The 15,135-nt window shown below is 42.9% G+C and carries 14 protein-coding genes and 2 pseudogenes; 8 read left to right on the top strand and 8 right to left on the bottom strand.

The genetic code is table 11. The annotated features are described in order from the left end of the window. Window positions 1–188: 188 nt before the first annotated feature. The 4 genes from darA-a to ACGF63_RS04625 all read right to left on the bottom strand — a co-directional run bounded on the left by darA-a (window position 189) and on the right by ACGF63_RS04625 (window position 5,111). Window positions 189–365: a peptide antibiotic darobactin A gene (gene darA-a / locus ACGF63_RS04640; RefSeq protein ID WP_152962143.1), complete on the bottom strand. Its 177-nt coding sequence runs from the start codon at window positions 363–365 to the stop codon at window positions 189–191. Window positions 366–970: 605 nt separating this feature from the next. Further along, the gene (gene pyk / locus ACGF63_RS04635) at window positions 971–2,413 is read right to left on the bottom strand and encodes a pyruvate kinase (protein WP_036847495.1); all 1,443 of its coding nucleotides are present in this window, start codon (window positions 2,411–2,413) and stop codon (window positions 971–973) included. Window positions 2,414–2,831: 418 nt separating this feature from the next. Continuing rightward, the gene (locus tag ACGF63_RS04630; protein WP_387629097.1) at window positions 2,832–3,845 is read right to left on the bottom strand and encodes a tail fiber protein; all 1,014 of its coding nucleotides are present in this window, start codon (window positions 3,843–3,845) and stop codon (window positions 2,832–2,834) included. 405 nt (window positions 3,846–4,250) lie between these two features. Then, window positions 4,251–5,111: a MurR/RpiR family transcriptional regulator gene (locus tag ACGF63_RS04625; RefSeq protein WP_036847490.1), complete on the bottom strand. Its 861-nt coding sequence runs from the start codon at window positions 5,109–5,111 to the stop codon at window positions 4,251–4,253. A 346-nt stretch (window positions 5,112–5,457) separates the two neighbouring features. Here ACGF63_RS04625 and zwf point away from each other — a divergent pair, with 346 nt between their 5' ends. From zwf to ACGF63_RS04605, 4 genes are all read left to right on the top strand, one after another. Then, window positions 5,458–6,933, top strand: a complete 1,476-nt coding sequence (gene zwf, locus ACGF63_RS04620) for a glucose-6-phosphate dehydrogenase (protein ID WP_036847487.1) — start codon at window positions 5,458–5,460, stop codon at window positions 6,931–6,933. A 506-nt stretch (window positions 6,934–7,439) separates the two neighbouring features. Continuing rightward, entirely contained in the window at window positions 7,440–7,856 is a 417-nt protein-coding gene (mdtJ, locus tag ACGF63_RS04615; protein ID WP_036847484.1) for a multidrug/spermidine efflux SMR transporter subunit MdtJ, read from the top strand. Between the two features lies 1 nt (window position 7,857). Beyond that, window positions 7,858–8,190 carry a multidrug/spermidine efflux SMR transporter subunit MdtI gene (gene mdtI, locus ACGF63_RS04610; protein ID WP_036847482.1) on the top strand — a complete coding sequence of 111 codons (333 nt, stop codon included), beginning with the start codon at window positions 7,858–7,860 and terminating at the stop codon, window positions 8,188–8,190. Window positions 8,191–8,464: 274 nt separating this feature from the next. Continuing rightward, window positions 8,465–8,851: a hypothetical protein gene (locus tag ACGF63_RS04605; protein WP_387629093.1), complete on the top strand. Its 387-nt coding sequence runs from the start codon at window positions 8,465–8,467 to the stop codon at window positions 8,849–8,851. A gap of 117 nt (window positions 8,852–8,968) precedes the next feature. Here ACGF63_RS04605 and ACGF63_RS04600 read toward each other — a convergent pair whose 3' ends face one another. Further along, the gene (locus tag ACGF63_RS04600; protein ID WP_387629090.1) at window positions 8,969–9,100 is read right to left on the bottom strand and encodes a helix-turn-helix domain-containing protein; all 132 of its coding nucleotides are present in this window, start codon (window positions 9,098–9,100) and stop codon (window positions 8,969–8,971) included. Between the two features lie 94 nt (window positions 9,101–9,194). Further along, a complete protein-coding gene (locus tag ACGF63_RS04595) occupies window positions 9,195–11,126 on the bottom strand; it encodes an ATP-dependent DNA helicase (protein WP_162524084.1) in 1,932 nt (643 codons plus the stop codon). A gap of 99 nt (window positions 11,127–11,225) precedes the next feature. On the opposite strand from ACGF63_RS04595, the gene ACGF63_RS04590 reads away from it, so the two are divergent. Together ACGF63_RS04590 and ACGF63_RS04585 are read left to right on the top strand one after the other, a co-directional pair. Next, window positions 11,226–11,570 carry a RidA family protein gene (locus tag ACGF63_RS04590; protein WP_036847475.1) on the top strand — a complete coding sequence of 115 codons (345 nt, stop codon included), beginning with the start codon at window positions 11,226–11,228 and terminating at the stop codon, window positions 11,568–11,570. 448 nt (window positions 11,571–12,018) lie between these two features. After that, window positions 12,019–12,258: pseudogene (locus ACGF63_RS04585) on the top strand (transposase); the annotation flags it as partial. Window positions 12,259–12,426: 168 nt separating this feature from the next. Here ACGF63_RS04585 and ACGF63_RS04580 read toward each other — a convergent pair. Further along, window positions 12,427–13,374 carry an aspartate carbamoyltransferase gene (locus ACGF63_RS04580; protein ID WP_083335216.1) on the bottom strand — a complete coding sequence of 316 codons (948 nt, stop codon included), beginning with the start codon at window positions 13,372–13,374 and terminating at the stop codon, window positions 12,427–12,429. Window positions 13,375–13,377: 3 nt separating this feature from the next. Beyond that, window positions 13,378–13,746 carry a hypothetical protein gene (locus tag ACGF63_RS04575; protein WP_036847467.1) on the bottom strand — a complete coding sequence of 123 codons (369 nt, stop codon included), beginning with the start codon at window positions 13,744–13,746 and terminating at the stop codon, window positions 13,378–13,380. 90 nt (window positions 13,747–13,836) lie between these two features. Between ACGF63_RS04575 and ACGF63_RS04570 the strand changes: the two are divergent. Next, window positions 13,837–14,051, top strand: a pseudogene (locus ACGF63_RS04570) (Tn3 family transposase); the annotation flags it as partial. Between the two features lie 289 nt (window positions 14,052–14,340). Continuing rightward, window positions 14,341–15,036, top strand: a complete 696-nt coding sequence (gene tsaB, locus ACGF63_RS04565; RefSeq protein WP_036847464.1) for a tRNA (adenosine(37)-N6)-threonylcarbamoyltransferase complex dimerization subunit type 1 TsaB — start codon at window positions 14,341–14,343, stop codon at window positions 15,034–15,036. Window positions 15,037–15,135: the final 99 nt, after the last annotated feature.

Raw genomic sequence — 15,135 nt, 5'->3', positions numbered from 1 at the left:
AAACTTATCTGTATTATTCAAATTTTTATATTTACTTTATGAAAGTATTTAGGGTAATCCCGGATAATACATAGGATTACCCTATGATTAAGGTTCAAAAAATTATTTATTTTAACTGAACAACTTGATTGTTTATCCCAATGGACATTGTTTTTTCAGGAAAATAAAATAACCTGATGGGATAAGCTTTAAATTTCCTGGAAGCTTTTTGACCAGTTCCAGGCCGTGATCTCAGGGATCTTAGGTTTATTGCTTAATTCGTTTAGTGCTTTATCAGTAATTGAGAGTTCAGTCTCTTTGAATGATGCAGCAAGAGAATTGAGTGCTTCTTGAGTTTTAACGGTTTCATTTAAGGTATTATGCATGATAATCTCCACTTTATTTCTTATACCGGTTATCTTTCAAGTTACCTCTTTGTTGGCTGCGCTCGCTCACCCCGGTCACATAGTTCGCTATGCTCCCGGGGATTCGCTCCCTTGCCGTCGCGATGCATCTTGAAATCTATAAGGTATAGATGATTAATTAGTTAGCTCATTATTTCCTTCTAATAAAAGTATATCATCGGGAAATTTGGTATTTCCACATGGAAAATGCTGATATCAACGCCTAATTACTAATGTTATGTTGAATGATTGTCAATATAATTTTCTGCCTTTTATGATGTAACTCAGAAGATATAAACTGGATTTTTAGATATATCAGACAGGTAGCGCTTTGATGGAGATTAATTTTTAGCTAATGAGAATCTACTTAAATTATTATTATTTATATTATTTAAGGTGAAGATATTTACTCTAAGTTTAATATTGTATTGAAAACAGAATGACGGATAAAAAACAGCATTTTGTCAACAATCTGAGACGGTAAAAACTTTTTTACCGTCGGTTGTATTGGATAAGCGAAGTGCGCCAGTCTTCCCGATTTAATCTGTGTCCTCCCCGAAAGCCCGACGCTAAAATGTAGTGAGTTTTTATTCCACTTCAAGAATACGGCAGGTGTTAGTACTGCCAATGGTTCCCATTTGGTCGCCCTGAGTCACCAGAACAAGGTCGCCGGATATTAGATAACCTTTATCTCGCAGGCGGTTAACGGCTTCATTCGCTGCTGTGATGCCGTCAGTATGACTGCTGCAATAAACCGGTGTAACGCCCCGGTAAAGTGCTGTCTGGTTCAGGGTTTTCTCATGGCGGGACATAGAGAAAATAGGCAGACCAGAACTGATGCGGGACATTATTCGTGTAGTGCGGCCTGATTCGGTCATTGCGATAATTGCTTTAACACCGTTTAGATGGTTTGCCGCGTACATGGTGGACATGGCAATCGCCTCTTCGGTACTGTCGAAAGTCGTGTCTAGCCGATGTTTGGATACACTGAGCCCTGGCATCTTTTCCGCTCCCAGACAGACCCGCGCCATCGCGGCAACGGTTTCGGCAGGGTATTGGCCCGCTGCGGTTTCAGCGGAGAGCATCACCGCGTCAGTACCGTCAAGAACCGCGTTTGCCACGTCCATAACTTCTGCACGGGTCGGCATTGGGTTGGTGATCATGGATTCCATCATCTGTGTTGCGGTAATCACTACACGATTCAGTTGGCGGGCGCGGCGGATCAATTTTTTCTGCACACCAACCAGTTCCGGATCACCGATTTCTACGCCGAGGTCACCACGGGCAACCATCACGACATCGGAAGCCAGAATGATTTCATCAATGATTTCATCACTGCTAACGGCTTCTGCACGTTCAACTTTTGCCACGATCTGTGTTTCGCAACCGGCATCCCGCGCCAGACGGCGGGCATAATTGAGATCTTCACCGGTGCGGGGAAAAGAAACAGCGAGGTAATCAACACCGATTCTAGCGGCAGTGATAATGTCTTCTTTATCTTTTTCGGTCAGGGCTTCAGCGGATAAACCCCCGCCCAGTTTGTTGATACCCTTATTGTTGGATAGCGGGCCACCCACGGTCACTTCCGTAAATACTTTCATTCCCTGAACTGCTAATACTTTCAGTTGAACACGGCCATCATCCAGTAGGAGAATATCGCCCGGGACAACATCAGCGGGTAATCCTTTGTAATCAATACCGACTTTCTCCTTATCGCCTTCGCCTTTACTAAGGTTGGCATCAAGCAGAAATTTATCTCCGATATTCAGGAAAATTTTGCCCTCTTTAAACGTTGATACGCGGATTTTAGGTCCCTGAAGATCGCCAAGAATAGCGACATGACGCCCCAGGCGGGCGGCGATCTCGCGGACTTTATTGGCACGCTGGATGTGATCTTCTGCGGTGCCGTGGGAAAAGTTGAGGCGGACTACGTTTGCACCCGCAGTAATAATCTTTTCAAGGTTATTATCGCGGTCGGTAGCCGGACCAAGTGTAGTAACAATCTTAGTTCTTCTGAGCCGTCTAGACATGCATTACTCCGTTGACCTGTTAGTATGCCCACCGCAAAGTCGCAAGCGACTATCGTAGGGCTTTTTGTGACCCGTATCAGCTTATACCGATACTTTTCGCTGTAGTGCTTGTGCTGACTAGTTGTCTCTGTAGGGGAACTACAGGGGGAACGCTTTACACAATCACTATGCCCTGGCGAATCAGCTAGCCCTTCTATGGCGGGGATATTTATTGCCGCGTTTCTATCCTATCATGATTTGTTCCCGGTTTATCAACAATCTAATGGTCTTGAAGGGTTTTGGTATTGAAAAGCGGTAAGCGGTATTTTCAATGATGAAGGATAAATTCCACTATGTGAGCTGTCTCTTAAGTTAGATTTGTGATCAAGAGACAGCTATTTACGTGAGGTTTGTCAACGTTCAGGAGGATGCAGTGGCCTTATGCTTTTCGATACCATCCCATCAATTTGACATATGAATTTGTAATTGAAATCGCAGCATTGGCGCCCGTGTCTCCCGTATTACCTGAAATTGTATGGTTATGTGATCCTATTGATACAATATGAGAATGGGCGCCATTAGTGCTGGTGTTGAATTTGTAATTGTCTGAATCTATAGAGCTTGACCCTGTATTGTTTCTAGTGTTGTCATAATAGCCATAACGCCCACCGAAAGCTTCACCCCAACCGCTATCATGATAGTGATCTCCGGCGATACTGGTGGTTTTGGTGCCATAATCAAATGTGCTCGTTGTCCCAAAAAATGTATGATTGTGCGCTGGTATTTGTGCCGTCGTCAGATTTACCGAATCATTACCACCGGTTGATAAAATATCGGCACCATCGGCTTTGGCTAATCGAACGGTTTTATTTTCACCGATATATTCCCATTTAGTGCCCGGAAATAGCTCATTTGGGTTTTTATTTTGGGCAAACCAAACCACAATTCCTACAGGATATTGTGTGTTAATAATGGTTTCTATTAAGCCGAGATTTTTCAAAAATGCATTTTTATCAGGAATGTCTGCGCCGTTTTGGTTTTTTTCTAGTCGGTTATTAGCATTATCGTTTACATCAGAAACAAGTTTCTGAGTGGCTGCCAGTGTATTACTATCGCCTGTTTTTTCTGTGAGTTGAATAACGCCTTTTTGTGTTAATGAGGCATTCGGAACTTCTGTTGTGATTTTTTGTTTTAATGCTTCATCTAATTGGGTCGTGAGTTTAGCTATATCACCATCATCCAGCACATCATTGCCAGATTGTGTCGCGATAAAATCAGCTATGACAGATGATATTGTTGATGATTGACGTAATACCTTATTTAGCAATTGAGTAGTAATATTTTCTGTCGGAAATCCTGTCTTTATATTTTGATTTTCTTCATATTTTTCTTGGTTAATTACATTAGCGTTATCACTAATGGAAAAAGCTTTAAAATCATTTTTCGGACTCATATGCTCTCCTGGAATTAAATAATATTGATTTATAATCAATTGGTTAAATTATTTTTAAGATGATTTTTGCGACTTATGTCAATGATAGTTTAGTCTAGGGAAAATAGGATAAAATATCCTTATCACTTAGAAGGATAACTTTTTTTATATAATTGTTGGTAATGAAGATCCTGAGGCTGGGTGGCCGGATAAATATTTGAAAATTATTTCTCACACTATTCATTTTGGTGCTTTTTTCAGGGTGATTATTATTTTATTAGATTAACCCGGTGATATACATTTTTCCTCCCATGACTTTATAATTTCTCTTTTAGGTGATCGTATTAAACAACGTTTCAAAAATAGTAGCTCACTTGAGGTGAGCTCAGTCCAATTTTTGCGATTTATTCAATAGCTATAGGGCTTTCAGATTGGGGGAAAGTCAATTTTATCAAAACGTGAATCTCGCAGCGCTTCTTTAACTCTTTTTAAGTTATCTCTAAACTTTGCGCCACGGCGCAGGGTAAAACCGGTAGCCAGAACATCTATGACGGTTAATTGGGCAATTCTTGATACCATTGGCATGTAAATGTCCGTATCTTCCGGTGCATCCAGAAGTATCGCCAGGGTTGCTTCGCGGGCGAGAGGGGAATTGTGAGAGGTAATGGCGATGACTGCCGCGTCATTTTCCCGCGCAAGCTGCGCCGCTTCAACCAGGCTTTTGGTTCTGCCAGTATGGGATATCAGCACGACCACATCACCTTCGGCACTGTTAATACAGCTCATTCGCTGCATTACGATATCGTCAAAATAGATAACCGGAATGTTGAATCGGAAGAATTTATTCATCGCGTCATGAGCAACGGCGGCAGAAGCCCCTAAACCAAAAAATGAAATTTTCCGCGCCTGAGTCAATAAATCGACAGCTCGGTTAACGGCTGCGATGTCCAAATTGTTTTTTACCGTGTCCAGCGTCGCCATGGCCGATTCAAAGATCTTATTGGTATAGGCACTGACTGTATCGCTCTCTTCAACATTACGGTTTACATAAGGCGTGCCATTGGCAAGGCTTTGGGCCAGGTGGAGTTTGAAGTCAGGAAAACCTTTGGTATCCAGACGGCGGCAAAAACGGTTAACGGTGGGTTCACTGACTTCCGCCATTTTTGCCAGTGTTGCGATACTGGAATGAATGGCAGTTTGTGGTGAAGCCAGGATTATTTGCGCCACTTTTTTTTCTGACTTGCTCAAGTATTCAATACTGTTTTGGACTCGTTCCAGTGTATTCATAAAACGCAGTGACCTGTGATTTTAGCGATTTCATTCAGAGGAGAAATCTATGTAAGTTTTATGAAAATATATTACTAGCAATAAATTGAAGCTGGCAGCGGGAAGTCACAATAATCCAATATTTTTCATAAAAGTATGACAAGTGTCTAATTTTCATATTGGTAACTATATTTCATGTAAGTTGGAAAATTACATAAAATTATCACTAGTTTAGCTGCGGTGGTACAGGTCGCTAACATGAAGGCGAGGGTTATTTGCTATAGCTGTTTACGCGATATAGCCAAAAGGGTACATTATCGGTTAAGGCTGTAACAAAATTACAATATCCCGCAATGAGGAGATACATATGGCGGTTACTTCTACGGCTCAGGCTTGTGATTTAGTTATTTTTGGCGCTAAAGGGGATTTGGCTCGCCGGAAATTATTACCCTCCCTTTATCAGCTTGAGAAAGCGGGTTATATCCACCCAGAAACCCGGATTATTGGTGTTGGCCGGGCTGATTGGGATAAAAAAGCTTATACCCAGGTTGTTGAAGAAGCTCTGAATACATTTTTGCCGGAAAAACTCGATCCAGAATTATGGAAGGCATTGAGCGCGCGTCTGAATTTCTGCAATCTGGATGTTAATCAAAAGGAAGATTTCACCAGACTGAAAAAAATTCTTAAGCAAGATAACCGGCCTGCAATCCACTATTTTGCCATGCCACCGAGTACTTTTGGTTCTGTCTGCCACGGATTGGGGCTGGCGGGGCTGAATAAAGAGCCAAACCGGGTTGTCATGGAAAAGCCTTTAGGTACCGATCTTGAATCATCCAGGGCCATTAATGATGAAGTTGCCAAATATTTTAATGAGTGTCAGGTCTATCGTATTGACCATTATCTGGGTAAAGAAACCGTATTGAATTTGCTGGCACTGCGTTTTGCCAATTCATTGTTTGTGAATAACTGGGATAACCGGACCATTGATCATGTTCAAATTACGGTAGCGGAAGAAGTCGGTATTGAGGGCCGTTGGGGTTATTTTGATCAAGCCGGGCAGATGCGCGATATGATTCAGAATCATCTGTTGCAAATCCTGACGATGATTGCCATGTCTCCTCCGGCAGATCTGACTACGGACCATATCCGTGATGAAAAAGTGAAAGTATTGCGTTCCTTGCGCCGTATTGATCACACCAACGTGCGGGAGAAAACAGTACGTGGTCAATATACTGCCGGTTTTGTTCAGGGGAATAAGGTGCCAGGTTATCTGGAGGAAGAGGGGGCGAACCAATCCAGTAGGACAGAAACTTTTGTCTCTATCCGGGTCGATATTGATGATTGGCGTTGGGCTGGGGTTCCTTTCTATCTGAGAACCGGCAAACGTTTGCCAACTAAATGTTCTGAAGTGGTGGTTTATTTTAAAAAACCAGCGTTGAACCTGTTCTCTGAATCCTATCAGCAACTGCCGCAGAACAAGTTGACGATTCGTCTGCAACCGGATGAAGGTATTGATATTGAAGTGTTGAACAAAGCACCGGGGCTTGAGCATAAACATCGTTTGCAAACAACCAAACTGGATCTGAGTTTCTCTGAAACGTTCAACCATATTCTGCTGGCGGATGCTTATGAGAGATTGTTGCTGGAAGCAATGCGAGGTATTCAGGCGCTGTTTGTTCGTCGTGATGAGGTAGAAGAAGCCTGGAAGTGGGTTGATTCCATTATGAATGCATGGGCTGCGGATAATGATGCGCCTAAGCCTTATCAGGCGGGGACATGGGGGCCGGTTGCTTCTGTTGCCATGATCACCCGTGATGGCCGCTCGTGGAATGAGTTTGAATAACGGGTAATGAGCGTGGGATTGTAAGAGTCCTTATATTGAGGCCCAAGCTGCGTTGTGAGCGGCTTGGGTTGGTGTCATCAAGATATAGAATACCCCAATTTTTTCGCTTATTTGTGCCTTCAGTCAAGAAAAGAATAAAATTGAGCAGTTGCTTTCTATTATTCTATATGGTAGAAGTAATAGGCTAACTAACACTATAACTATGAGGATTCTTAGTATATCGTGCGGAATATCAGTGCGATGAAAGAATGAGATATCATGAACAGCGCCAAAAGCGTCCGGTTTCAAAGATCTACCCACATGCTTTTCCTTTCTGCCATTTTATCCAGTGAGCACTACTGGTGCGGTGCGTTATAGCGTCTTACTCCTGTTAACCGGTTTTCAACCGGCATTTCTATTTCGTCAAAACGTCAGGTTATTTATTTCTCATCTCATTTGCTGATGAGTTCAGTGTTTTTACTGGCTTGCGTCTTGACGTGCGTATTTGCGTGTTCAGGAGAAAGAAAATGATTTACTGGTTATTCCTTGCAATGGCAATCGTCACCGAAGTTATCGGTACTTTGTCGATGAAACATGCCAGCGTTTCAGGTGGGATGGGGGGCATGGCAGTGATGTACATTATGATCGCTACATCCTATATTTTGCTGGCAATGGCGGTGAAAAAAGTTGCGCTGGGTGTTGCGTATGCGTTGTGGGAAGGGATTGGTATCCTGTTTATTACTGTTTTTAGTGTGATGTGGTTTGATGAATCATTGTCGTTGATGAAAGTGGGCGGTCTGGCTCTGCTGGTGACAGGGATTATGTTGATTAAATCCGGGACTAAAAAAGTGGCAGTTAAGAAATCGGCTGAGGCGGTGAAAAAGATGGCAGATAAAGCTGTCAATGCCGCCGTAACTAAAAACAGTAAAATTAAGGAGGCATAACATGTTGCAACAATTTGAATGGTGGCATGCTGCGTTCCTGTTTCTTGCTGTCGTGTTGGAGATTTTAGCGAATATTTTATTGAAATTGTCTGATGGTTTCAGACGCCATTGGATGGGGGTTTTCTCACTGGTTGCTGTTCTTGGGGCGTTTAGTGCGCTTGCCCAGGCAGTGGAGGGAATCGAACTTTCCATCGCTTATGCTTTGTGGGGCGCTTTCGGCATTATCGCCACGATTGCTGCCGGCTGGGTTATGTTTAATCAACGTCTGAATTGTAAAGGTTGGGGCGGTATTGTTTTGTTGTTGCTCGGGATGGTGATGATTAAGATGGCGTAGCCGTAAGAGTGACTTGGATTCTAATTGATTGATTAACTTATAATAATCTGAGCTTTGTTTAAGCGATGTCATTTGCGGACATATCACCCATCGAGCGGATGCCACCTGTATGATTTGCTGATGAGGTTAGCGTTGTTAATCATCTTTTATGTCGGTGAGGAGATTTATCTATAACTTATCAAACAGTTGTAATCCTTAATGACATTAATCTATCACTGATGTATAACAAAATGCTTAACAATTTTATAACTTAATACAGGTAAAATATATATAGATGAAAAAGGTCGGTTTAATCGGTTGGCGGGGAATGGTGGGCTCTGTTTTGTTGCAGCGTATGCTGGAAGAAAGTGATTTTCGAGGTATTGCCCCGCACTTTTATAGTACATCAAGTGCCGGTTCCGCTGGTCCTGTCATTGATGGCATTACTTATCAACTTAAAGACGCCAATTCGGTCAATGCGTTGGCAGAAATGGACATAATCATTACCTGTCAAGGCGGCGATTACACCAAGGCCATTTATCCAGCGTTATCAGTGGCTCTTTGTGCGTGGGTGTCGGCCGTTATAAGAAAATGTCACTTAATGATGAACCAATCTATTCTGTCCTCACCGTCGGTGATCAACTGCTGTGGGGTGCAGCCGAACCGTTGCGCCGTATGTTGAATATTCTGCTTAACCGAGCGTAATCAACAGATAAAAAATGATGCATTGCGGATACAGCTAGGTATTGTTAGGTCACTCAGTGGGACAATAATACCTGATTTTAATGGTAATTCTGGCTCATAAACAGCCCATATCTCTTTTTTCAATTTTTTGCAGTGTAGTTCTGGATATACCCGCACGTTCTGCCAAATTCTTTTCTGACCACCGACGTTGTTTTCTGCCTAGCTTGATTTGTTCTCCGAGTAGCATGGCTGCTTCTTGGGAGAATTTGGGTTGGCTAATTTTTCATCAGACAACCCTAGGATCATAGTTTCATAATTGTTCGCTCAATCAGCAGATATAATTAATCTTTCCTACCGGAGCTTTTCAGAGATTGCCGGGCTTGCAGAAAGGCAACAGCTTTTGCTAAATCGCGGGTGCGTGGTGAAGGCGGCAAACTGTTAAGAAATACTTCGCCATAAGGACGCATCACCAGTCGGTTATCACAAATCACAACCACACCATAATCATCAACATCACGAATAAGCCGCCCGACACCCTGTTTCAGGCTAATAACCGCATCTGGCAACTGAACTTCATTAAATGCATCACCGCCTTTAAGCTGGCAATCTTCAATGCGGGCTTTTAACAGCGGATCATCCGGCGCTGTAAAAGGCAGTTTATCGATAATGACACAGGAAAGCGCATCACCCCGCACATCCACACCCTCCCAAAAACTGCTGGTTGCCACCAATAACGCGTTCCCGGCAGAAATAAACTGAGAAAGTAATTGACCTTTACTGGTTTCACCCTGAACCAAAACCGGTAACGTCATGCTGGCCCGGAACTCTTCGGCCAAACTGCGCATCATCTGGTGTGACGTGCATAAAAAGAAACAACGGCCTTTATTAGTTTCAATCAGCGGCTTAAGCATTCTCGCCAGCCATTTTGCACCACCGGGCTGATTCGGTGACGGTAAATGACGAGGAACACAAAGCAGCGTTTGACGTTGATAATCAAATGGACTTGGCAACAGTAAAGTTTTCGCTTCTTTTAGCCCAAGCCGTTCGGTGAAATGTGAAAGCTGTTCGTTGACGGATAATGTAGCTGACGTGAAAACCCAACAACCTGATTGCTCATTAATAATTTCGCTGAATTTGTCGGAGACAGACAGAGGTGTTAACGCCAAAAGAAAATGGCGACCATAACTTTCAAACCAATAACTGTAACCGGGGATAGTCACATCTTTCAGGCGTTTAAGACGGTTACGGTAAATTGTCGCCCGTTCAAAGGCCGCATCCAGCATAACTGAACGCCCCAGCGACAATTTCACCACGTCATAACAAAGCTCAAGTGCGTCATCAAGAAATACCAGCGCCCGTTGCACCTGCGGATTTTGCAACAATTCCCGCAAATTCCCCCGATAGCCATTCTCCCCCAATGCCAGCCGGAAATCCTGAGTACTTTGACTCAGACGATCCGCGCTCTTCTGTAACTGAGCTTGATCCCGCACTTCCGTGCGGTACGCCATAATAATGTCTCTGGCGAGATCCATCAGCTGGCGACTACTTAACTGCTGACCAAAATATTGGCTGGCAATATCGGGGATCTGGTGCGCTTCATCAAATATCTTCACTTCCGTTTGTGGGATCAACTCACCAAATCCGGTCTCTTTCACGACCATATCCGCCATAAACAGATGATGGTTGACGACAATAACATCCGCATCCATTGCCCGGCGACGCGCTTTCAAAACAAAGCACTCCTGATAGCGCGGACAATCACTGCCAAGGCAATTATCGTTAGTACTGGTGACCAACGGCCAAACCTGGCTGTCTTCCGCTATCTGATGACAGGAGCTGATATCACCCTCTTCAGTTTGTGAAGACCAGTTTCTCAACCGGACGATATCAGACAGAATGTCTGCTTCCAGCTGTCCCCCACCAAAAGAGTTCTGTTCCAGCCGTTCCAGGCAAAGATAATTCGAACGCCCCTTTAACAGCGCCAGTTTACCGGTGAAATTAATTGCTTCAGCGACAGTCGGCAAATCACGATTATAAAGCTGATCCTGCAATGCCTTAGAACCTGTAGAAATAATCACTTTTTGCCCAGAGCGCAATGCAGGTGCCAGATAGGCAAATGTCTTACCTGTTCCTGTGCCTGCTTCTACAACCAATTGTTGATGGTTTTTAATCGCACACTCAATAGCAGTTGCCATTTCTCTTTGAGCATCGCGGGGTTTGAAACCTTTTATTGCTTTGGCAAGGGAACCATTTTTCGCAAAATCGTCTGACACAAACTGTCTCTTTCAATAGAATGGATGGAGATTATGCCAATACTGTGTTCTGATCACCACCCAAAATCAGGCATATGGCAGTTAACTTAAGGAGTATCCATGACAATTGAGCGTATTGATTCACAGGATCGTTGGTCTGAAGCGGTGGTTTACAATAAGACAATTTATTACACCAGCGTACCGGAGAATCTGGATGGTGATATTACTGAGCAGACGGCAGATACACTGGCCGCGATTGATATCATGCTACAACGCCTCGGGTCTGATAAAAGCAAAATTATCGATGCCACTATTTTTCTGGCCGATGGAGAAGACTTTGCCGGAATGAATGCCGCCTGGGATGCATGGGTTGTGGCAGGAAGTGCACCTGTACGCTGCACAGTTGCAGCTAAGTTAATGAACCCAAAATACAAAGTCGAGATAAAAGTTATCGCAGGCATTTAACATTCATTCGGGATATTCTTCTGCTTTTTATAAGTTGAGCACATAGAGGCCATTAAGAACATCCATTGAATTTTTCTCCCATATCTTGCATTTTTAATGACCATGATAATGGTCATTAAAACCATTAAAGACCAAATTAAAACTAATTGAAAAAGGTCATTTTTCGGAGGGATTGAATATGATTAAAAAGTATCGTAGTAATGCGTTTGCTGCAATTCACGAAACGATGGAGGAACTGAGCGAAATAGGGGTTGTCAATGAGAGCATGAAATTGTGTGGGGCACCACATTGGTGTTTATGCTGCTATAGCTAATGTAGAACCATCAACCTTACTCTGGTTAGCTCATTAATTCTGATGCCGGGATACCAACGCTCAAATTGTGCCTTTAGCTCGCCATTTAGAACGGCTGTCCGAGGGATGCACTTAAATGATTGCCCCATGTTTTTTTATGCTCTCGACATCAGCAAGGTGATCTACACCACCAACGCCATCGAATCGCTGAACAGCGTGATCCGGCATGCCATCAAAAAGCGCAAAGTGTTCCCGTCAGACGACTCGGTGAAAAAGGTGGTGTGGCTGGCCATCCTGGCAGCATCGCAGATATGGACGATGCCGCTGAAAGACTGGCGGATGGCGATGAGCCGCTTTATCATTGAGTTCGGTGATCGCCTTGACGGTCACTTCTGAGAAAAGGCGTTTACACAAAATCGTAAATAGGTTCGGATTATTGATTGCAAGCCTCTACATGTACCCTTGCCCTTGCAGCCATCACTAATGCTGCTTGAGTCATCGCCGCCACAGTGAACATCACCTGACCAACTACTACCAAACCCCTTCCTGTTTACGCACGAATCCTTACCGTCCCCCAATAACGTTGAAGTAACCTTGAAGAATTGCCATTCTAACAAAAACTCCGTTCTCAGCCTGAGAAAAATAAGCACAATGTACTGAATTATCTAACTCATAAGGAAGCTCATAACCTCGCGGAAGAGGATGCATAATTATGGCGCGGGGATGTAAGTATGAAAGTAGATCAGGAGTGAGCATCAAATTGGAATCGGGTAAATGATTTGCTGTTTCTTTATAACCCGCTATATAAATAACATCCGCACTATACAACCCCTCTTTTATGTTACGGAGATATTCGTAGGTGACACCAGTTTGACGAAGGTACGCTTCGTCTTCTGGTAAAAGCTTACAATTTTCTTCAGTGCAAAGTAATAATTTTATATTGTGAAACAGGGCTATACAAAAGAGAAGGGAGCGCGCTGATCGGGAAGATGGGTGACAGCATAATAATAAAGTTAATGATTTATGAAGAGGGAAAGATTGATGAATGGTAAAAATATCAAGTAAAGCCTGCGTTGGATGCTCTGCATTTAATCCTTCACCATTTCCCGCATTTATAACGGGAAGGCGGCTTTTTATACAATAGTTATGCACAGGCTCAACTTTGGCATGGCGCATAACGGCAATATCGGCATACGCATTGATCATTTGTGCAGTATCCGTAAATTTTTCATTCCAGCTTGAACCAGAACGGCTTGACTCACCATCAGCAAAACCTATAATTTTTGCACCAAGACGGTTGGCTGCGCTTTCAAAGCTGAGGCGAGTTCTTGTACTGGGCTGAAAAAAAAGTGAAGCAACAAGGATATCTTCATTTCTTTTTTTTATTTTTTTATCAGGTTTTGATACTTTAAAATTCTGAGCCAGCTCTATAATATTCATTATAGTGTCTAAGTCTAATGATTTAATAGAGAGAAGGTTATCTTTTAGAAAAAAATTTTGCACTGATATCATAACTCACCTCCGGACTTTCATATTAATGATAGATATAAAAAGAACGATAATGAAAAAACCACCAAGCAAAATAGTGTAGGCAGAGTGTTGATAGTCCATAGCTGCACTTATAATCGGAACAGTAATAAAACTACCAATCCGCCAAAATAGACCGACATCCTCATTTGCTGTAAGAAGCATGCTATTGTGAAAGTTATTGCTAATATTACAGTTGAACTGAGGTACATTTTTATCAAAAAAACCAACCTTTTTAAGCTCATTTAGAAGGACAAGAGATAAAAAAGAAGACTCCTTATGCTCAATTAATTTTTTTAAATAATCATTATTATCCCAATGAATAGGAGCAATTTCATTAAATGCCTTTCGCGCCAAGTCGGTATATGATTATAGTCACAAAACCCAGCGAGTCAAATCTTCAATGAGGGGGTACTGTTTTGAGTATACCTTCGTATTATTGAACTATTATTCAGTCATTTTATATCCTGTGGAGTCTGGGAGACTGTCTATATTCTTTGCTTTATTACTTAACAAATCCGTCTATCAACCTGATATATTACATGCGGGATACTCAGGGGCAGAGTGAGCCTGTTTTTGCTTTGGCATATCTGCTCGGAATAAAACTTTTTCCCCGAATGAGAAACTGGAGCGATGTAGTATTTTATTGCCCTTCAAAGGAGCATTTTAGTGATTCAGCGAGTATGTCCCGAAGCCGGTCAGGCGAGTTCATTGTCGTGGTATGATAATTAAGGATGTTCCATATTGATGCAGTAGAATTACGTTAAGAAGTGATGGAGGACAGGCAAATTTACTTCTCTTCTGTCTGATAACTCATAAAGACACCGCTACCCTGTGTGTACATGTGGCAAGGAGTAATAGCCTTCTTATGGTTGCCAACTGGGTAAAACAGGCCAGGCTATGATAAGATAGCGCCTTATTTCGAATCATATTTCTTGCCGAGGTTAAGGCATGTCCACACGAATTCTGGCTATTGATACTGCAACGGAAGCCTGTTCTGTTGCTCTTTGGAATAATGGCGCCGTTCTGGCACAGTTTGAAATTTCTCCACGTGAACACACACAACGTATTTTACCTATGGTTCAGTCTGTTTTGGCTGAATCGGGTATTAGCTTACAGCAACTTGATGCTTTGGCTTTTGGCCGTGGGCCAGGTAGTTTTACCGGTGTACGTATTGGTGTTGGTATTGCTCAGGGTTTAGCTCTGGGGGCTGAACTGCCGGTTATTGGGGTTTCAACGCTTAATACAATGGCTCAAGGTGTTTTTCGTCTGACAGGGGTAACTCAGGTATTAACTGCTATTGATGCCCGGATGGGCGAAGTTTACTGGGGACAATATACCTGTGATCAGAAAGGTGAATGGCAAGGGAGTGAAACGGAAGCTGTGCTGAAACCGGAACAGGTTCAGGCGATCATGGCTCCGTTAAATGGTGGGTGGATGATCGCCGGAACCGGTTGGCAGGCTTATCCTCAGTTGATGGAAAGTCACTTAACGCTGACTGACAGCGGGATCATATTACCTCATGCTGAAGATATGTTACCTCTGGCTGTACAGATGTGGCAAAACGGTGAGATGACAGCCGTAGAACATGCTGAACCGATCTATTTGCGTAATGAAGTGACTTGGAAAAAATTACCGGGTCGTTAAGTATCGGTTGATGAAACTTGTAGTAAAAGAAAGTATCAAATAGACATAATTATTTTAAACATATGGTTATTTCAAACATCGTTGTTGGGCCAATTTTCA

Origin of the sequence: Photorhabdus sp. RM322S, assembly GCF_042879395.1 — a bacterium.
Taxonomy (GTDB): Bacteria; Pseudomonadota; Gammaproteobacteria; order Enterobacterales; family Enterobacteriaceae; genus Photorhabdus; species Photorhabdus khanii.
The sequence above is the reverse complement of the archived record's forward strand: the minus strand, read 5'-3'. Positions and strand labels throughout refer to the sequence as shown.